This is a genomic window from Agrobacterium salinitolerans, assembly GCF_027498475.1.
GTDB classification, from domain to species: domain Bacteria; phylum Pseudomonadota; class Alphaproteobacteria; order Rhizobiales; family Rhizobiaceae; genus Agrobacterium; species Agrobacterium salinitolerans.
The window spans coordinates 62,376-80,666 of the sequence record NZ_JAPZLN010000008.1; the positions used below are offsets into that span (position 1 = coordinate 62,376).

Annotated in this window: 20 protein-coding genes and 1 pseudogene; 6 read left to right on the plus strand and 15 right to left on the minus strand. The window is 59.4% G+C overall.

Going from position 1 to position 18,291, the window contains the following annotated elements:
- Window positions 1-38 precede the first annotated feature (38 nt).
- On the plus strand, window positions 39-1,229 hold the full coding sequence (locus tag O9X91_RS22200; protein WP_142914037.1) for a DUF1173 domain-containing protein: 1,191 nt from the start codon (window positions 39-41) through the stop codon (window positions 1,227-1,229).
- 92 nt (window positions 1,230-1,321) lie between these two features.
- Window positions 1,322-1,531 (plus strand): hypothetical protein, encoded by a 210-nt coding sequence (locus tag O9X91_RS22205; protein WP_142914036.1) that lies wholly within the window; start codon window positions 1,322-1,324, stop codon window positions 1,529-1,531.
- Window positions 1,532-1,646: 115 nt separating this feature from the next.
- Here the strand turns inward: O9X91_RS22205 and O9X91_RS22210 are convergent, their stop codons facing one another.
- The 3 genes from O9X91_RS22210 to O9X91_RS22220 all read right to left on the minus strand — a co-directional run bounded on the left by O9X91_RS22210 (window position 1,647) and on the right by O9X91_RS22220 (window position 5,717).
- Window positions 1,647-2,669, minus strand: coding sequence for a hypothetical protein (locus tag O9X91_RS22210; protein ID WP_142914035.1), 1,023 nt, complete (start codon window positions 2,667-2,669; stop codon window positions 1,647-1,649).
- Between the two features lie 86 nt (window positions 2,670-2,755).
- Window positions 2,756-4,297, minus strand: coding sequence for a hypothetical protein (locus tag O9X91_RS22215; RefSeq protein WP_269833160.1), 1,542 nt, complete (start codon window positions 4,295-4,297; stop codon window positions 2,756-2,758).
- A gap of 217 nt (window positions 4,298-4,514) precedes the next feature.
- Window positions 4,515-5,717 (minus strand): DUF932 domain-containing protein, encoded by a 1,203-nt coding sequence (locus O9X91_RS22220; protein WP_142914033.1) that lies wholly within the window; start codon window positions 5,715-5,717, stop codon window positions 4,515-4,517.
- Window positions 5,718-5,967: 250 nt separating this feature from the next.
- Between O9X91_RS22220 and O9X91_RS22225 the strand changes: the two are divergent.
- Window positions 5,968-6,247: pseudogene (locus tag O9X91_RS22225) on the plus strand (type II toxin-antitoxin system Phd/YefM family antitoxin).
- Window positions 6,247-6,552 carry a type II toxin-antitoxin system RelE/ParE family toxin gene (locus tag O9X91_RS22230; protein WP_142914032.1) on the plus strand — a complete coding sequence of 102 codons (306 nt, stop codon included), beginning with the start codon at window positions 6,247-6,249 and terminating at the stop codon, window positions 6,550-6,552. The pseudogene O9X91_RS22225 and the gene O9X91_RS22230 overlap by 1 nt, the downstream one beginning before the upstream one ends.
- 21 nt (window positions 6,553-6,573) lie before the next feature.
- Here O9X91_RS22230 and O9X91_RS22235 read toward each other — a convergent pair whose 3' ends face one another.
- The 4 genes from O9X91_RS22235 to O9X91_RS22250 form a co-directional block, all read right to left on the minus strand.
- The gene (locus tag O9X91_RS22235; RefSeq protein WP_142914031.1) at window positions 6,574-6,867 is read right to left on the minus strand and encodes a DUF5983 family protein; all 294 of its coding nucleotides are present in this window, start codon (window positions 6,865-6,867) and stop codon (window positions 6,574-6,576) included.
- 113 nt (window positions 6,868-6,980) lie between these two features.
- Window positions 6,981-7,403, minus strand: coding sequence for an antirestriction protein (locus O9X91_RS22240; protein ID WP_142914030.1), 423 nt, complete (start codon window positions 7,401-7,403; stop codon window positions 6,981-6,983).
- A 136-nt stretch (window positions 7,404-7,539) separates the two neighbouring features.
- Window positions 7,540-8,196 carry a hypothetical protein gene (locus O9X91_RS22245; RefSeq protein WP_142914029.1) on the minus strand — a complete coding sequence of 219 codons (657 nt, stop codon included), beginning with the start codon at window positions 8,194-8,196 and terminating at the stop codon, window positions 7,540-7,542.
- Window positions 8,197-8,265: 69 nt separating this feature from the next.
- Window positions 8,266-10,404: a ParB/RepB/Spo0J family partition protein gene (locus tag O9X91_RS22250; protein ID WP_142914028.1), complete on the minus strand. Its 2,139-nt coding sequence runs from the start codon at window positions 10,402-10,404 to the stop codon at window positions 8,266-8,268.
- Window positions 10,405-10,869: 465 nt separating this feature from the next.
- On the opposite strand from O9X91_RS22250, the gene O9X91_RS22255 reads away from it, so the two are divergent.
- The gene (locus O9X91_RS22255; protein WP_142914027.1) at window positions 10,870-11,475 is read left to right on the plus strand and encodes a DUF6985 domain-containing protein; all 606 of its coding nucleotides are present in this window, start codon (window positions 10,870-10,872) and stop codon (window positions 11,473-11,475) included.
- A gap of 87 nt (window positions 11,476-11,562) precedes the next feature.
- On the opposite strand, the gene O9X91_RS22260 is transcribed toward O9X91_RS22255, so the two are convergent.
- Window positions 11,563-11,733, minus strand: coding sequence for a hypothetical protein (locus O9X91_RS22260; RefSeq protein WP_161596392.1), 171 nt, complete (start codon window positions 11,731-11,733; stop codon window positions 11,563-11,565).
- Between the two features lie 98 nt (window positions 11,734-11,831).
- Window positions 11,832-12,176, minus strand: a complete 345-nt coding sequence (locus O9X91_RS22265) for a hypothetical protein (RefSeq protein WP_142914026.1) — start codon at window positions 12,174-12,176, stop codon at window positions 11,832-11,834.
- Between the two features lie 140 nt (window positions 12,177-12,316).
- On the opposite strand from O9X91_RS22265, the gene O9X91_RS22270 reads away from it, so the two are divergent.
- Window positions 12,317-13,252 carry a DUF6602 domain-containing protein gene (locus O9X91_RS22270; RefSeq protein ID WP_269834379.1) on the plus strand — a complete coding sequence of 312 codons (936 nt, stop codon included), beginning with the start codon at window positions 12,317-12,319 and terminating at the stop codon, window positions 13,250-13,252.
- Window positions 13,253-13,292: 40 nt separating this feature from the next.
- Here the strand turns inward: O9X91_RS22270 and virB11 are convergent, their stop codons facing one another.
- Genes virB11 through O9X91_RS22300 form a run of 6 tightly spaced genes read right to left on the minus strand, consistent with a single transcriptional unit; the run spans window position 13,293 to window position 18,288 of the window.
- Entirely contained in the window at window positions 13,293-14,315 is a 1,023-nt protein-coding gene (gene virB11 / locus O9X91_RS22275) for a P-type DNA transfer ATPase VirB11 (RefSeq protein ID WP_142914023.1), read from the minus strand.
- 8 nt (window positions 14,316-14,323) lie between these two features.
- Complete coding sequence (gene virB10, locus O9X91_RS22280; RefSeq protein ID WP_142914022.1) at window positions 14,324-15,499, minus strand: type IV secretion system protein VirB10; 1,176 nt, start codon at window positions 15,497-15,499, stop codon at window positions 14,324-14,326.
- 8 nt (window positions 15,500-15,507) lie between these two features.
- The gene (gene virB9, locus O9X91_RS22285) at window positions 15,508-16,365 is read right to left on the minus strand and encodes a P-type conjugative transfer protein VirB9 (protein WP_142914021.1); all 858 of its coding nucleotides are present in this window, start codon (window positions 16,363-16,365) and stop codon (window positions 15,508-15,510) included.
- Entirely contained in the window at window positions 16,362-17,033 is a 672-nt protein-coding gene (locus O9X91_RS22290) for a VirB8 family type IV secretion system protein (RefSeq protein WP_142914020.1), read from the minus strand. Before O9X91_RS22290 ends, virB9 begins: the two co-directional genes overlap by 4 nt.
- 1 nt (window position 17,034) lies before the next feature.
- A complete protein-coding gene (locus O9X91_RS22295) occupies window positions 17,035-17,316 on the minus strand; it encodes a hypothetical protein (RefSeq protein ID WP_142914019.1) in 282 nt (93 codons plus the stop codon).
- A 39-nt stretch (window positions 17,317-17,355) separates the two neighbouring features.
- Window positions 17,356-18,288, minus strand: a complete 933-nt coding sequence (locus O9X91_RS22300; RefSeq protein WP_142914018.1) for a TrbL/VirB6 family protein — start codon at window positions 18,286-18,288, stop codon at window positions 17,356-17,358.
- Window positions 18,289-18,291: the final 3 nt, after the last annotated feature.

Consider the following 18,291-nt stretch of genomic DNA (forward strand, 5'->3'; position numbering starts at 1 on the left):
TGGCCGCATAGATTTGACAGCAGACAGGGAGAGCAGTGATGCGGAAATTCGCAATCGGAGATCATGTCATCGAGGAAACCGAGCCTGAATGGCAGGTGTTTCTCGCGCAAGCCTACGAGCAACGTTTGCGACCAATGTGCATGTGCAAAAATCCGTCCGTGCCAATGTATATCGCCCGCGTCGAGGACCAGTATCTCATCAAGCGGATGCCGCTATCGGGGCGAGACCATGATCCTGCATGCCCCTCCTTTGAGCCGCCCTACGAGCTTTCCGGCCTTGGCCCGCTGATCGGCAATGCGATCCAGGTCGACGCCAGCGGCAAGACCGACCTGAAACTGGATTTTCCGCTGACGAAACGGGGACCGCGTGCTGCGTTAGGTGCACCGGCAGAATCATCAGAGGCCGGCATCCGCAGCGAGGCTCGAAAGCTGTCGCTCAGGGCGATGCTTCATTATCTCTGGGAGGCGGGCGAATTGACGGAATGGCGTTCAACCTGGAAAGGCAGGCGCGGCTGGGGCCGGGTTCGCTCCAGTCTCATAAATGCCGCCTCACAGATGTCGGCGAGAGGCGGCCCTCTTATCGACATGCTCTACGTGCCGGAAGTATTCCAGCCGGAGGACAAGGATGGCATCGCGGCCCGACGCGCGGCGGCGCTCAAGGGCGTGCAGGCGACGAAGTCCGGGCCGCGGAAGTTGATGATAATCGTAGCCGAAGTGAAGGAATTTTCCCCGGCGCGCGAAGGCCAGAAAATCGTCGTGCGACACACACCGTTCCCCCTGATGATCGAGGACGGCGCATGGCGGCGGCTGGCGGCGCGTTATGAGACCGAACTCGAACTGTGGCGATCGAGCGAGACGTTCCATCTGATCGTCATCGCCACCTTCGGCATTTCCGCCGCCGGCATCGCATCCGTCGAAGAGGTCGCACTGATGGTGGTCAACGATCACTGGCTGCCGTTCGAGGACATTCACGAACTCAGGCTGATGGAGAAGCTCGGTCACCTGAAGCGGAAAACCGTCAAAGGGCTGCGTTTCAATCTGCCACGCGATGCGCCGATCGTGTCGGTGATCATGCCCGAGCAGAAGCCGGCACCCGTCGCAATGTTCATCGTCCCTCCAGGCGCCGGTGACGACTATGAACGTGCGCTCGCCGACATGATCGAAACGCGACTGGAGATCACCCCGTGGGTCTGGCGTGTGGCGGACGGCGAAATACCCTCGCTCCCTTGATCCGGGTTCCGCGCCACTGACCGTTGACAGGACACAGCGAATAAGAGCACCTGCTACGGAGAAATCCATCTGCTACAATCAGCCGGAGCACCATGAAGCCAGAGAAGAAGCCGTTTGTCGTCGAGTTCAAGAACCGGCGTCGCCAATCCACGCAACCAAACTCGATCTGGGGCGCAATCGACCTGAAGGCGGCAAGCAACCAGGTCGCTGCCAATGAAATGGCTGAGGTTATTAACGCAAACACGGCCGAGCAGCCGTCAAACGGCGGCGCGCCCATGAACAACCGCGATCTCGGCGCCTGACGACGTCATAGACCAGTTTCGGCAAGCAGCTCGCGTAAAGTCTCGGCGACGCAGTCTCAGGCTTCGGCCTCATGATCAACATCGACAAGAATCTCGATGGTTGCCTTGAACAGGGCTATGTTCGTTCGTCCTCACAAGCCAGCCCGGCCAAGGTCCGGATTGAAGCCGGATGCGTTTGCGCGACGACATCTTGCCGATGGCGCCTCACGGCCACCATCACGTCTTCGAGAAACTCTTGCCGTTCGCCCTCGCGGTAGGCTCCTTCGTCGGACCAGTGCAGTGCCTCGACGAAGGCCGGCGCAAAGTCGAAATCGAAGGTGAACCCTTCTTCCTCAAGGTCCTCGAACAGGCCGTCATAGACGTCGAGTGCAAAGGGCACGAGCGCGCGAACATGGAGCCGCATAGCCCTCCATCCTACCGCATCCCAGATTTCCGACATACGGACGATCGTGTCGGGGACCGGCCGGCCATCCTGATGAAGCCCGCGAAAATACAGCATGGCCTCCCAGATGCAGAGCGCCGTCTCAAGCTCTTTCACCGTGAACGGATCGATTGCAGCAATACCGGATAAGGACAAGGTGCCGCCGGTGTCCGAAGGGGCCGCAGGCGATGCCACGGATGGCAGCGCCTGGTCCTGGAGCCTGAAGCGGGCGAGAAGATCTTCGCTGCTCGCATGATGGATGGCCCTGGCGGTGATCAGCGAAACGCCGGCGCCGTATGACTCGGGGCGTTGCGAGGGATGGTTCGTCCATTGGATCACCGTGACCTCGCGCAGATCCGCTGATCGCGCAACGATACCCTGGACGATGAACTGCCATGGGAACTCGCTGAGATCGACGTTGATCATCGCGTCCTCCTCAACCGCGTTACCGCCGGCCGGCAGAAGGGCGAGGACACGGCTGGCGATGAAGACATTGACCGGCTCCTTGGCAAATTGTGCCGAGGCGCGAAATGCGTCGATCAGTTCGCTGCGCGCGACGCGGATCGGATTGGTCGGCCCGAAATCGGTGAAGAGCACCAGGCCCGCGTCTGTCTCGCTGCATTCGAGCATATTGGTGAGGATCAGCATTTCGAGCGGACTGATGTCGGCGAGCGGGATAGGTGGATAGGTGTAAATTCTGGTTTCGAGGGTGGTCATGACGGTTCCTTTCCATGAACGTCAAAACCCGGCGCGATGGCCGGGTCCTTTTGAGAAAATGCTGAATGCCGATGCGACGGTCGCTGCTAACCGGCGAGGTCAGAGTCAGATCCCGGGGCGGTATCTTCAGCGCACGGCATCCCTTCGACGGAAACCTTGCGGTCATCGATCCGGATCACGATCGATCCCTTCTTCGGGACACGCCACGCCACCTCACGCTCGACGGCGCGGATAATGGCATTGATGTCAGCCTCGGCCGCTGATTGCAGCAGGTTGACGCTCAGGTCTTCCGCTTCGTCAGAAAACCATTCCAGTTGCTGATCATAGGACGCGTCGTCTGTATCGTCGGATGGGCAAAACAATGCATCGATCAGGAACATGCGCAATGCCACCGGTGTGATCGTCGATTGTCGCGTCACCTGAATGTCCGCCTCGTGGAGCGAACCGTATTCGGGACCTGCGACGATCAGATCGGTTTCGAGATGCCGGATATCCACCGCCTTGGCATCTCCCATCTCAAGAACGATCTCCAGCCGGTCAGGCCGACCCTCGGTCTCGAACGAGCCGACTGGATCGATCTCCTCACCGGCATCGCCAATGACCATCCTGTAGCTCTTGAGGACGATCCTGCTTAGCCGGTCGTACCAGAGATGGCCAGCAAAGGCGTGGTTCGGTTCGAAAATCGGCGGAGCATCGCCCCAAGCGGCAAACGCACGCGCGACATTCTGCTCTTCAAGGGGACCGCTGCCCTCGTAGATGTGAGCGTTCGGGCCGACTGGCTTTGCGGGCAAGAGTTCATTGCGGTCGGATTCCGCGAAGACCGGGGAAAATGGTCTCAAGGCAGGTGCAGCCTCATCGAGGGCGATGCCAAGAGTGCGTCCCCGCTGATAATCCTTGAACGACAGGCTATGCGGGCCGGAAGCAGCAATCAGGCGGAAATAGATGCGGTCGATCTCCTCCAGCAGGGCATCGAACATTTCGTTGCGCACCACCTCCTTGCGCGCCGGCAGCACAAGCTTGAGATGGGCACAATCGATGACATCGACCCCTGCGAAGAAGGATCGGTGCCATGACTGACGAAGCTCGGGCAGCGGCGTCCCGAGCGTCACACCGTGAAAATTGGCGTTGTCGAAATTGTATCGACCGGGGTTGTCACTGAATACGCCGATCCGGATGCCATGCCATTCCTCGATATGCTCGGCATCGCCAAGGAAATCCGACGACGGCATGATCGCGCCATTGAATTCCACCGGGATGGGATAAAAGCGGGCCGCATGCTGAACGGCTCCGGCGACGTTCTCGTTTCCTTTTTCGGGAAAGATGATGGTTACACCCTGATGATCTTGTGGCCCAGACCCGACGTTGACGGGTTGCTTGCCATGAAAGGCGTCTGCAGTCGCCTGGACGAGCCACGAGCCCGAGGATCCCTTCCGCCGGGCGACGATCGTGGCGCCTCGATTGGCAAGAACAAAGAACCCCATGCCCGCTGCGTCTTCTGACCGGGACAGGGTTTCGGACCAGCCGCTGTGTCCCAGGGAAAAGAGTGACCGAGGGTCTTCGAGACCGGCGCCATTGTCCGTGATACGCACCGCTTTGCCGAGATGCGGATCGTTAATCTGGTCGATCACCACCTCTGTCGCGCCGGCGCGACGTGCGTTTTGTAGCAACTCGCCCAGAATATCGTCGATCGTGGCGTTGAACAGCCGGCCGACCTTTTCGATGGCTTCTGCCGCAACCTCTGCGTGGAATGAGAAATCTGTCATTTCGGTTCTCCAGAACAGAAAGCCCGGCGCGACGGCCGGGCGATGGAAGGGATGGATGAGGATTTGCGGTGAGCCCCTGTGATCAGGCGGCGCTTTCGAGCAGTTTCTTCGCCTTGCCTTCGAGTTCGAGCCGGGTGTCCTGATGTGATTTTCCCCGCGCCAGCGCGGTGATGCCCTGCACAAAGTCGAAAATGCTCTCAGGGGGCCTGCCCTCCTCGGACAAAACCGTCTCGATGATCTTGCCCGTTTCGGCCTTGGAGAAACCCCGGCGGCGCAAGAACGTCTGCCTATCCTCATCATTGCGGGCAACGATACGTTCACGGGCGGCCCGAATGCCGGCGATGAAAGGTGCCGGCGAAGAGTTTGCGAAGTTTGTCAGCGCCGGAGCGGCCTCATGGGCGAAGCGCTGTGCGGCAAATTTCGAGTGGCGAATGGTGATTTCCTCGAAATTTTCGGTGCCCCACAAATTCCTGTTGGCACACACTGCTCTCAAGTAAAAGCTTGCAATTCCAAGGGTTTTGCTGCCCACCTCGGAGTTCCAGGCATAGAAGCCGCGGAAATAGAGATCGGGTTCGCCGTTCGGCAGACGGCCCGCTTCGATCGGGTGGGCGTCGTCGCACAGAAAGACGAAGACGTCGCGATCGCTGGCATAAAGTGTGGTCGTGTCCTTCGTGATATCGACGAAGGGATTATGGGTCATGGTCGACCAGTCGAGCAAGCCCGGGACTTTCCAGATGGTGTCACCCGTCCCATTGCCGGCAATGTTCATGATCGCGGCGATCAGATCCTTGTCCCAGATCCGGCCGTATTCGGGACCGGTGACCGCTCGCAGTTCGAGGCGGCCGTCGTCCATCTCCAGGGTTTTCATCATTTCGGCATTGTGGCTCAGGAGCCCATGCTGAAGATTGATCGCGGCGAGCGGCGCGGGGAGCTGGCGCATGTAGCTCGCAGGCGCACCGACCAGGCTGCAAAGCTGCCCGTAGCTCCAATGTGTCGGTGCCAGCGGTTCACGCCCGCCGGGGACGATCAGGGACAAGCGCTCGGCATTGCCGCGGGTCGCATCGACACGGATTTCGGCGGTCTCGACGGTGCGAACACGCGCTTGCTCGGTTCTGGCGCTGACCACGCGATGAAGATCGGAAAGCGACAGATAGCGCTCGTCGTCCGGACGCGAGAACCATTCTGACGACACCCGCCCAATGCGCTCGCCGCGGGAAATGTCGACCTTGAAACCGGACAACGCCGGTCGTTGGGTCCGAGGGGGGCTGGAAATCATGGTGTTCATGCTGAAGTCTCCTGAAACGAAAGAGCCCGGCTGGCCGTTCTCGCGGCCAACCGGGCTGGTGGAGGAAGAATGGGTGACATCACCATCGGGCTGGCACCGCGATGCAAGCGATTGCGAAAGCCCTCTCTCTGGCCCTCCGGCAACCGCCACCCGGCAAACGGCCCGCCTCCCCCTCTTGCGACTTGGCAATCATCGCTTCCGGGCGGGCATTTGACGGTCTATATATTCTGGTCAAAAGGAGATCGGATCGATGAAACTGTCGGAACAGGTAAAGCCCATCGGCTACCTCAAGGCGCATGCACCGGAAGTTATTCGCCAGCTCGTTGATGATCGGCAGCCAGTGGTGACCACAGTGCACGGCGAAGCGAAAGCGGTACTTCAGCACATCACGCAATATGAAGAAACGCAGGAAGCGCTGGCGCTTTTGAAGGTGCTGGCATTGACGAACAAGCAGGTCGAGGACGGGAAGGCGCCCCGCGAAAGAAACGTTCGCGCGCGTTCGTGCGCGCCTGGCGAAGCCCGATGCCTGATGCCGTATCAGGAGCTGTTTATTGATGACGCGGAACAGGATCTCGACGATAGCTACCGCTTGCCTGCCAGCCGCGGTGGCATCCAGACCGCTGAACGGATTCTCGTCGAAACTGAGGAAGCCTGTCTGGGGCTGGAAGATTTGCCCACCCGGGGGGAATGTTCCGAAGGAATTGACCGGTCTCGGCATCACAAGCCCTGGCGGATGATCTATCGCACCATCGGAGAGGATGTGATCGGCGATTGCGTCGCCGATGGTCGGCGCGACACGCAGTCCTTTTTAGAATGCGGCTGTTGCGCTGAATAGCCCGGGGCCGACACACCGGTCTCACCAATCGTGCCAAGGCAGGTCATCGACCTGTTCAGCATCGCGGTCGAGCAGGACATGGCTGAACCCCTTTTGACGCGCCCATGTCATGACGGCAAAGAGATCGTCGGGAATCTGCTCGTCCCCTTCGCCGGCGTTTTCGTCATGGGCGTAGAAGAACCAGCCATAGTCGGCGTAACTCCCTCCAACGCAAGGCCATTCCGCGCAGGGTGTGTTGTCGAGCATCCTCGCGGTTACGGCGCTCACATGACCTGTCGAGATGGTCACGAATGTGTGGCTTTCCAGTGTCGTCATCGGCTTCGACCCTTTCAGATTGCGGGATGGCTCGTCCGGGCGGCACACCGTCCGGACCGATCCACTCAGATTGCTGGATAGCCGCGTCAACCGAGGCGGGCAGACATCGCACATCAGTCGATCGCCTGAAAAATCTCGGAGGCTTCGGGATGCTCGGCCGAATAGGCGTAGAGGCGGCCATAACCTTCCGAGAGATGGTCCGACGGGTGCCGGAAGGAGAGATGCGAGAAAGCAAAAAGCGTGGCGATAATCCCCGCCGCTTCCGCAGAAGCCTCCCCCTGAAACCCGGTAATCTCGCCCGTGATCCGAAAACGCGATCTGGATCGCGGCGCCAGGAACAGCGGCTTGCCCTCATGCTCATAGAAGTCCCAGAACCCGCCGCGATAATCGAGGGGGCTGAGGCGTTCCATGAGACTGTAAACAGCGTTCTCCCCTATGATCAGCAGCGAGCGCCCGAACAGGATGGGGAGGAATTCCAGGCGGCGCTCGTCAGGGACGATGGTGGCGGTTTGGGGGCTGGTTTCGAATTTTGACATCGATCGTTCTCCAGAGAGGCGGTGGGATCAGGCCGGGCAGCCCTCTCTCAACCGCCCGGTTCGCCCTCTCCCGACCCCACTCTTCCCTTCCCTGCTGACCGAAACCGCAACCCGTACCAACAGCGGTTCATCTGCGTCAATCTGGATAGAGACGACGGTGCGCCACCCGGAGCGCTGTCATTGCCGCCTGAAATTCGGCGTTGCTCACGGCATCGGAGAGATCCACCATTGAGATGGTGGTCTCGCAAGCCGACCGGATCTCTTCATCTGTCACCGAATCCGGGGAAAGTGATCCGAAGCTGTCATCAACATCAAGTACGGCGGCTATCGCGTTGATGACCCGCTCTTCGTGCAAACGTGCGAGAATGTGACTTGGCTTCGGAGTACCGACCGGCTCTTGGGGATCGGGGGCATAGGCGAGAATTGCCTCGCCTCGCGCGACCGCCCAGGCCGCCTTGGCCAGCCAGCCCGACGACGAAGCTCGCATCGCACCGGTATCGTGGACCATCATCTTGAGCAGCCCGAGCAGGATCTCGAAGTGGGCGGCGCGGCGCTGGAGCGCCTCGTCGAACTGTGACGGTACGGGGAACGATGATCCGGTGTGATGAGCCTTTTCACCCTCCCATATCCCGGTGACGTGAACCTCGCCGGAGGCATCATAATCCTTCTGCAAGGACTCCCAATTGTCGTCAACGAGCGCGGCCTTGCAGGCTGCCTCCGGCGTGTCGGCGATGTAAGTGCGGTGCCGAAATATCGGCAGGGTATAGGTCGTTTCGATCGTATAAACAGGCATCATTCCACTCCTGAAAAAAGAAAAGCCCGGCTTGAGGCCGGGCTTCCGTGAGGGTTGGCTTTGACGTGGTTACTCGGCGGCTTCCAGATGCTCGTCGTCGTCACTGACCGGATCGGTGGACACTTCCTCCGCATCTTCGCCTTCGGTCAGGAAGGCCGGCAGATCGACGTCAGTATTTTCGACGGCACCGGCTTCGCCAACGTCATCCGTTGCCGTCACATCGACCTCGGCAACCGCCATGGGTTCGGTGACCGGAAGCCGCAGCACTTCAGGGAGCCATCCGCTGCCCTCCAGCAGCCTGGCAGCCTCGCGCGCCATGTCCGGCTTCTTCAGGTGATCGATGAGCTGCACTGACTGCTCGCCCTTCGCTTCGCGGACTGCCTGCAGGATATGCGCCTTGGTCACACGCCCGAGGTAGTTGTCGACGGTCGGCGTCCAACCCGCTTCCACCATACCGAAGTCGAGCGAGCCGGCAAGCTGTCGTGCATGGACGTTTTCCTTGGTCCGCCGGTTCCACGCCTGAACCGTGGTGTTCACCGACAGTGAAACGCAATGGGCAAACAGCGCCATGCGGCTGGTTTCATCGAGCGTGATCAGATAGTCCCAGACCTCGTCGGCGTTCGCGGGGAGATCATGGCCCCAGGATTCCTGTCGCTGTTCGATCTCCTTCGCCCACACCGTATCCACAAGCCCCTGAGTCTGGCCAAATGTGGTATGCTGCAGCGTGATCTCCAGGCACGAGTCTGCCCCGTATCTGTAGAAGATCTTGAGGACCGCGACATGGAGAGCGGCTATGAAGGCCATCACCGGGTCGTTCGCCAGCGCATTGCGAAGGGCAACAGTGCGAGCGGCTGTAAGATCTTCGATAACGCGATCGGAAAGCGGGCGAAGCCTACCGTCATCGTCTTCCGGCTCCTCGACAGCGGCAGACTTGCCGTTGATCGAGACGCCGCCAATCGCAGACCCCGAAATGGTATCGTGTCCGCCGAGGCTATCGCCGTCACCGCCATCCGCCTCGACAACCGGCTCATCCTCGGGCCGGACGAAACCGCGTTCGATCTTCAATTCGCCGTTGACAGCGAGCGAGATGAAGGCGCCGCCGCGCACGACGTCGTCCGGATCGAAGACATAGGGCCGGTCGTTCCACGCATCCAGTTCATTGCCAAGTTCCTCAAGTCGGGCCTCGGTTTCTTCGGAATAGTCTTCCGTCTCGGCATATTCGGCGTCAAGCTTGTCGTATTCCGTCTTCAGGGCATCATGACGGGCGAGTTCTTCCTCCGTATATTCCGCCTGCCTGCCATAAAAACGGCGAAGGCCGGAGGCGTGACCGTAAGAGAAGTCGAACGCCGCTTCGACCCACTTCCAGCCTTCTTCGGCCCTGAGCGCTTCCGCGTCTGCGGTCAGCCTTTCGATCACGAGTTGCTCGAGTAGCGCCGGATCCTGCAACCATCCACCATTGTCCGGTTCAAACAGGTCGCGCATGACCACGCCACCGGCAGACTCGTAGACGTCGATGCCGACATAGGTGGCGCGGCGATCGGAGGCCCGGACCGCAGTTTCCGTCAACATGCGACGGATGTAATTGGCATCCTGACTATACGACCTTGAGACCGTATCCCAAACCTGCTCCTGCCGAGTGTGGTCATTGGTGATCGAAAACGCCATGACCTGGCCGAGCTTCATCTCGTCATTCGCGTAGAGTTCCAGAAGCCGCGGCGAGACCGACGCCAGCCGCAAACGCTGCTTCACCGTTGCAACCGAGACGTGGAGGCGTGCGGCGATCTCCTCCTCATCGAGCCCCTGTTCGCGAAGCGTCATGATCGCCCGGAACTCGTCTAGCGGATGAAGGTCAACGCGCTTGATGTTTTCGGCAAGCGAGTCCTCGACTTCGGGCGTTTCGCCTTTACTGACGATGCATGGAACAGCAGCCGTCTTCGACAGCTTCTTCTGGCTGACCAGCAGTTCCAGCGCGCGATAACGGCGGCCGCCGGCCGGGATGCGGTAAAGTCCGGTTTCGTTGCCGTCGGCATCGGTCTCGGCGCGAACGTTGAGGCTGGTCAGCAGTCCGCGATGAGCGATGTCTTCGGCAAGCTCCTCGATCGAGACGCCCGCCTTGATCTTGCGAACGTTCTGCTGGCTCAAAACGAGCTTGTTGAACGGGATGTCGCGCCCGGCATTGAGCGTGATTTTCTGGATGGCCTGTGCCATGTCGTTTCTCCGTGGCGGATCGGCCGGAGCCTCTCTCCGACCGCCACAATCCGCCACGAACTCCCCTTCCCCCCTCTCCCTCTTTGCCGGCCGCCACCCTCACCGCTTCCCCCAGCATTCTTCTCGTTGCTGGCTACAGAGAAAAATCCGTTCAGAATCTGTTGCGAGGAACTGAAACCAGAGAGACTTGCAAATTTCGCCGGATAACCGGCTGGGAAACGGAAATCGCTCCCGCTTCCTGGCCCACATGTAGAGTCTGCGACACTAGCGGCCATTGCGGATGGTCTCCAATCCGACGCCGCATTACCCTCGAAAGTTTCGAGAAGTCGGAAGCTGAAACGTTCCTTAGACTACACTGTGTCGCGCTATTTTGAGTTGCGTAAAAATTGCACTGCTCGTTATATGCCCACTCGGACGGGAAATTCTCCTGTCTCGAAACCGCGTCCTACTGGTAAGAGGTGAAATATGCTTCTGGATAAGATCGCGCCCGGCAAGACAGTGTTTGACGCTGAGGGGCTTCCCGCTCTTTACGGAGGAGACGGATACTGGCAAACCGCGCTACCAATGCCGCTAACCTCGACGCTCTGGCATTCGCTTGTGGCTCTACCCCATCCACGCCGAGGGTATCCCGATTTCGCTGAACCTGGGGAAGTACCCGTTGCGCTGGAGAATGACGACGGCTCAGGTGATGCGCCCAACTCCGTCATGCTTGAAACAGCACGCTGGCTGATTGCGAATGACGAAGTGGTTGAGCGTGCGATCATCAAGACCATTCTTGCCGACCTGCCTGGACTGCCGCGTATTGAGAGCCAGGTCACGCGCGGCGATGGCCGGCTTCTCCCTGAACGATGGGACGAGCCAACAATACGCCCGCTAATACGCCTCCTCTATATTGTCATTCATGATGTCAGGGGCCAGCTTCCCTATTTCGGGGTTGAGCTTGCCTGCACCTGGGAAGGCGAGCACGGATACGGTATTATGTTCCACGGAACGGAAGTCGTGAAGACTGGTGGAGGCGACATTCCCAATCTTTCCTGGGTCGCCGCCCGCCATGCCAAGAACGAGGCTTGACCTTTGTTTCTGGGTAATAGCGGGAATCCGGATTGAATGAATGAGCGGCAATTTTGGGCCGTTGGGCTTCATGACGCAAAAGTGCCTTCAAAGCCGCCATTCCCTACAGATTTCAGGATTTTTGTGATCGAACGCGCTCCAGTCAATCCATGTTTCGGAATGGAGGTAAACGACGCGCGGCTTGTTGGCTGAGAACACAAGCGCGACCACGGCATACCACATCGAACTGGAGCCCAGTGAGAGGAAGAGCTTTAGCATGCATCATCTCCTGTTGACCCCCAACTTAACCAACCTTGGCGACTATTACGCTCAGTTTAGCTAGGGCTCAAAATGGCTTTTCCAAAAGAAGATCAAGCCTACCTCTGTGGATTGCTGATCATGCACTTGGCAGATTGAATCTGCTCGTCCGTTACAATAGCTGTTTTGGTATAGGCTGCGGAACCGGGGGCCACCGCTGTAACCAAGCCCCTTCCGATGTCGATAAAGCGCCTATTGGCGTCCAAAAACGCGCAGTTGATATAGATTGGCCCGACGCGGGTTGGCAGATTATTCGTGATTTTCAAGTCAGCCTGCACCATCCCGTACCTTAATACGATTTGTAGCACATCGACATCGATATCGGCGGCGGATGCTGAAGTGGAAGTGAGTCCCAGCGTCCATGCCAATAGCAAAGCTTGCACCTTCATTTCGTTATCCTTCAAGCAGCTATTCTGGACGCTATAATATTACGTCCTCAGATCTGCAACATTCACACGGCGGCCATTGCCTGAGCTGGAGATCGGAGCCTTTGAGATCATGGTGGCCTAGTAACCGGACCGTGGTTAAGCTAAGGAGCATTGCGATGGACTTCAAAGACCTATTCGTTCAACAACAAAAAATCCTTGAACTCGAACTGGCCATAGCACGGCAGCGTTTCGAGCATCGTGGACTTCGTGGCAATGCACTTGAGATCGCCACGCGCGATTTCTTCGAAAGGAATTTACCGCGATCAGTGACTGTGGGCACTGGTGAGGTCATCGCGTCGGAAAGCGATAGCACGGAGACGCGCTCAGGCCAGATAGATCTCGTGTTCTCTAATGCATCGCAACCTTTTCCGTCCGCTCGGGACAATCCAACCCTGTTCTTCGTCGAAGGCGTATTCGCTGCCGGTGAGGTGAAGACAAATCTAGCGCGCTCCGTCATGCCCGACGAACTCCGAAAAGCTCGCAGGTTTCGCGCACTCAGGGCACAAAACATGTCGCGTTTGGTGCGCATTGACGCTCCGGACGTTTGGGCAACCTATTATGTTTTCTATCGCCCATATTTCCTCGTTGCCACCGAAACGTCGTCTTCGTGGCAATCTATCCTGCTGGAGGTCATGGAATACATCGAGAGTGAGCAAGTCCTGCCTCTCGACGGCGTCTTCCTCTTGGACCAGAAAATTGCTTTGATCCTATCACCGCACTTGAATGCGCCGTTCACTCAGCAGATCGGCCTGCCATTCCCGCACAAGATCGGTGCCCAACCAGCGACAGGGTTCATCAAGCCTTACAGTACAGAAACGCCGCTAGCCTTCTTAATGGGGTGGCTTTCCCTGTTCCGGGCCAGTTTCTTTGAGGATCAGCAGCCTATCGGCCTCTACCTGCAAGACATGATCAATTCGTCTATGCAGGATGTCACCCTGCTTGAATCCTTCACCCCAGCCGACCAGCTAATGTGCGAGATTCAAGAGAAAGGCATTTGGCGCTTCAACCTGGAAAAACTCCGAGAAAAGTACACTAAACGGCAGCAACCATAACGATTAGCCGCCCGGTGAGTGCAGTTCAACATCGGTGGCACTATTTTCGGCGCTCTCCAGTGCCAGACGCAAGCGCGTCGCGAAAATAGATCTCCGTCACCCGAAACCGTCCGTCGATCCGTTTGCATTGGACAATGATATCGATCGCGATCGTCAGCATTTCGCGTATGTCGTGCCGTTCGAGGTCGCCACCACCTTCCGACTCCTTCACCAACAAGGTTAGTTGCTCGAAGGCAAGGCGCGCAGAGTCGGCATGTACCGTCGTGATTGAACCGGGATGTCCGGAATTCACATTGCGGATGTAGTAAAAGGCCGCGCCATCTCTGAGCTCCTGCAACAATATTCGGTCCGGCCGCATGCGCAGGCAGGATTCGAGAAGATCCCTGGCGCCGATCTTCGCAGTCCCCTGGCTACCCTTCGAATAGAAGAGACGGACGTGGTTGGGCTGCGGGATGACGAGTTCCGGGGTATCTTCGATGGAAATGATGCGTTCAGTATCCGGGATGTACTGGATCAACGCCTTGGATAGCGTCGTCTTGCCCGATCCCGTCGCTCCGGAAATGATGATGTTTTTCCGCGCCAGCACCGCTTCCCGAAGGAACTGCCTGTGAGCGCCGGCGCGATGGAGTTCCAACAATCGTTGGTCCGGTTGCCCGCTATTCTCTTGTGTGCGGACCACCCCGGCGAACAGTCCACCCTGGTCAAGATCGTCAAGGCCGAGCGACACCGAGGACGGTTTGCGGATGGTGACGCTGACGGTTCCCCTCGTCGTCGCAGGCGGGATCACGATCTGGATTCGCTCGTCGTCGGGCAGGGTCGCCGACAGGATCGGCCGGGTTTCGTCGATCGATTGATTGGAGTAGCTCGCCACCGCCCGAGCAAGGCGCATCAGCCGGTCATAGGCAAGTTCCGGCATATCGTGGACCTGCCATCCATTCGCTCCTTCAGTTACGACCTTGCCGGGCCTGTTGACAATGACCTCATAGAGCGCCTTGTCGCGAAGGAACGGCGACAGCGGCAGGAGAAGCTCTCGCACGACACCGGAATCTGCAGCTTCAGTCATCGCAACACCTACTTCGTTACCAGCTTCGAGTCCGGGGCAAAATCGCCGAGAACGGCGCGGTCATAGACGCGGTTGCGCGGTTCGGTCACGCGCAGCCGGTAGACGCTGGAAAAATCGAGATCGCGCGCCACGAAGATCGAGACCAGCCCTCCCTGATGTTTCATAAGCGTCGGTGGAATGTTGATCGATTGTTCGACGGCAATCGCCGCGGCCTGCTGTCCTGCGCTCGTGGTGTTCTGGGCATCAACGTCGCTGTCGCGCAATTGCCTGTTGGCATAGGATGTCACGTCGCCCACGATCGACAGCAGGATGGCGCTACCGAACCGTTCCCACCAGTGCGTGTCGACGTAACCGTCCATGCCGGCACGACCCAAAGCGTCTGTCGCCGGCGATGCGAGCGTAATGATCACGCCTTTCGGCGTCTTCGCGCGGTTCCAGAGGACAAACAGGCGTTTCTGGCCGCGGCGCAGTCCGCCACGATATTCGCCAACAACCTGCGTTCCCTTCTCCATCAGCACGACACGGCCGTTGTCCGACAGGACATCCCGATTGATGACGCAACTGGTGAATCCCGGCTGATCGGAAGAAAGCGCCGTCTCGAGTACGCAAGGGATGGAGGTTCCCATGGCGACGATGAAATCGCGGTTGCCGAGTGTGCCGGCGCGCGAGCCCTGCAATTGCGTCGGGGTCAGCATACGGTTGAAGCGCTGATCCTCGTTCTCTCCCTGCCCCGTAAAGCTGCCCGGGGTGTTTGCGAGCGGAACATAGTTCGAGGCGGCATCGGTGTTGGCATCATCCTGCTGGCGCCTGGCGGTCGGCGTCTTTTCCGCACCATAGGCCATCACCGGCGCGCGCCGCGCAGCGTCGAGCAGCTTGTCGTCGTCGGTGGCCGCGCTCTCGGTGATCACGGGTGTCGGAAGCTGGGCTTCGGCCGGCATCGTCAGGGGTTGAACCGGTTCCTTGGCCGGCTCGAAATCCGATGTCTGGCGGATGACCACCCGTTCCGGCTGAGCACCATCCGTCGGCTTGTTCTGCCCGCGCATCGACCAGAGGGCGAAGGCGACAAAGGCCACGATTGCGGCGGCAACCGCGCCGCGTTTGAGGATCGGGTTATTGTCGATCCGCCGGGCAGTCGAGGTTTCGGCACGTTCGCCCGGGATCCGGGTGGTTTCTTCGTCGGCCATGACAACTCCTATTGCGCCGTGCCGGGGGCGGCCTTGACAACACGCTCGACCGACGGTGACGTCGTATTGGTCTCGGGATTGATGCCGACGCGATCGTAGGCCTCGTTGAAGATGCATAGGACATCGCCGCCGCGGCGCAGGATGAACTTGCGGCTGATCGCGTGGACCAGCACCAGATTGCCGTCGACAGATTTTGGAACGAGGCTTTCCGTTCCGTCCGAATTCTCCATGTAGATCGCCGGCATTTCCTGATTGCCGACAAAGGCGAAGGTCGTGACCTTGCCATTGTCATAGACGGCCTGCGGTTCGAGCGCTTGCGAACCTCGAGCGGAATACCGCCAGTTACGGGGTCCGTAGGCCTCGTGAAGGGACAGAACCCGATCGGCTTCGCCGGCCTGCGCCGCCAGGGCGCGAGCGGCCGCGACTTCTCTCCGGCGCTCCGCTTCATCGGCCGGATAGCGGTATTTCACATAGAAATAGGTGTTCTGTCCGGCTTCGACGCTGCCATCCCGGACCGTCAACTCCATCTGGTAGCTGCGCGTCGAACCGTCCCGTCTGGTCGTTACGACGGAGATGTTGGTCACCGGCTGGTTTTCCCGGGGTTTAAGAAAAAGGATGTTGCCGGCCGGCGCCACCTCCCACGCGACGCTGTTGCCGAGTGCGACATGGGCGATCTCCTCATCGGCTGCGAACTCCACCTGCACCGACGAACGCAGCGTGCCGACCACGCGGGTGATGTTGTAGGGCTGATAGTCGATAAACCGAACCCGACTGTCCTGGGACGCCCCGCGCGGGATCTCCAGAGCTGATGCCGGCGAGGAAAAGCCAGCGATCAGGAAAAGAACGGGCAAAAATCTCTGTTTCAATTGATGGCCTCCGGATCGGCGCGATATTCGCTGACGACGAAGCCCAGGGGATTGACCAGCCGGTCGGTGGAGGACATCGGAGCGTTGACATAGGAAAAGGTGAGCGTCGCCACCCAATGCGTGGTGCGAACGTCATCGCCGCGCGTGACGGTGCGCATGTATCGGACGGAGGCCACATTGGCGTTGATCAGCGAGATCGAAACGATGTTGATCCGCGAGGTCGCGCTCCGGCCATAGGTGTTCTGCGGCGAGTCCGGATTGCTGCCACGGTAGGCCGCCGCAAAGCGGGTCTGTTCCGGCTGGGTCGACAAAAGCGCTACCGTCCGAAAGTTCTCCTCCCTCTCGCTCCAGACATAGCCTTCGCGGGCGCGCACATATCTGGCCGCGAAATATTTCGTGACGGCTTCGTCATAGGTGCCGGCGGTGGAGGTCAGCGCCGACACCACGTCGACGATCCCCGTGGAATTGTCGACCCGCACGACGAACGGCTCCACCGTTTTCAAAGGCGTGAGGCCGGCGATCGCGAAGACGGAGACGACAGCGACCACGCTGGCCGCGATGGCGACGAACCAGGCGATACGGGCAGAACGCTCGACCTGGATCAGCCGATCCTGATCGAAGCGGCGCGCCTTGTCGAAATAGCTCTTGAGGCTGTCGGTGTTCACCATCTCAGTTGCCCTCGCATGGCCGGTAGGAGTCTGCGACATCGAAATGTGCAAACGCTGCCGGCGTCACGGAAGCCGGTTCTTCGGCGTAAGGCACCCCAAGGCTTACCGGGTTCTGAGCGTTCTCGCTGGCAGGCTTCTGCAGCTTTTCCTTGTCCTCCCACTGCCACATTGAGCGGTTCAGCGGACGCCTGGAATAGCCGTCACATTTGGGCAGCGGGTAGGAAATCGAGGCACAACCGGAAAGACTGGCGCTCAGCAAAAGTGGCAAGAGGATGCGGATCATCTAAAAGTAACCTGTCCAATGTCCTTGATATCGAGGCGGTCATTCCGCCCGGTTCGCAGTCAACCGGCGGCCAACGGCGCGTGTTCCGCGGCCGGCCGCCCTGACCGTGTGCGAGGCTGCCCAGGCGAGCGTGCTTTCATGCGCGTCCCGCGCCGCGCCATAGCCGTAGGTCAGCGATGCGCCGCCGGCGGCGAGCGCCGAGGCAATGCCGGGCAACTGGTAGAAGACATAGAGAGCGGCGATGCAGATGGCGCAGAGCGCGATCGGCCGCATCAGCACGTCGCTATAACCCTCGATTGCGGTAAAGGTCGTGTCGATGCAGGTGATCAGCAGAGAGCCGATGGCCACGACCAGCACCTGCAGGATGACAAAGTTCGCAAGCTGGCCGATCCAGGATTCGGTGAACCGCCGCGTCGATTGGAACATGGCAAGCGCGATGAAGATCGGCCCGATCGCCAGAATGATGGCGAGCGCCAGACGGGCATAAAGCGATACGATATAGCCGATCGCCGCGACGAGGAAGCTCGCGCCGATCACCAGCATGCCGCCGACGCCGGTGACGATATCGACCGGCCAGGAGGCTCGGGACCATATTTCGTAGGCGCACTTCTGGCCCTTATCCAGCAGGCTGTCGAAGGTGGAGGCGCTCAGCGCTGTCCCGGAGTTCAGCGCCTCGGCGATCTCCTTCGGCAGGATGTCGAAAAAGATATTGGTGACGTAGGTCTGGTAGTCGCTGGCGTTGCGCACCAGCATGACAATGATGGCGAGTTTTATCGCCCGGAAGGCGAATTCCAGGATGGGCTCCTGCACCGAGCCGCGCAGCACCAGATAACCATAGAGCACGACGTAAAGCGTCAGCGCCGCCGTCAGCGGGCCGCTCACCCAGTTGGCGATGTTCGAGGTTCCAGTGGAGATAAAATTTTCGAGCGGCGTCTTGAACTGGCCGTCGACGAAACTGAACACCTCATACATGGC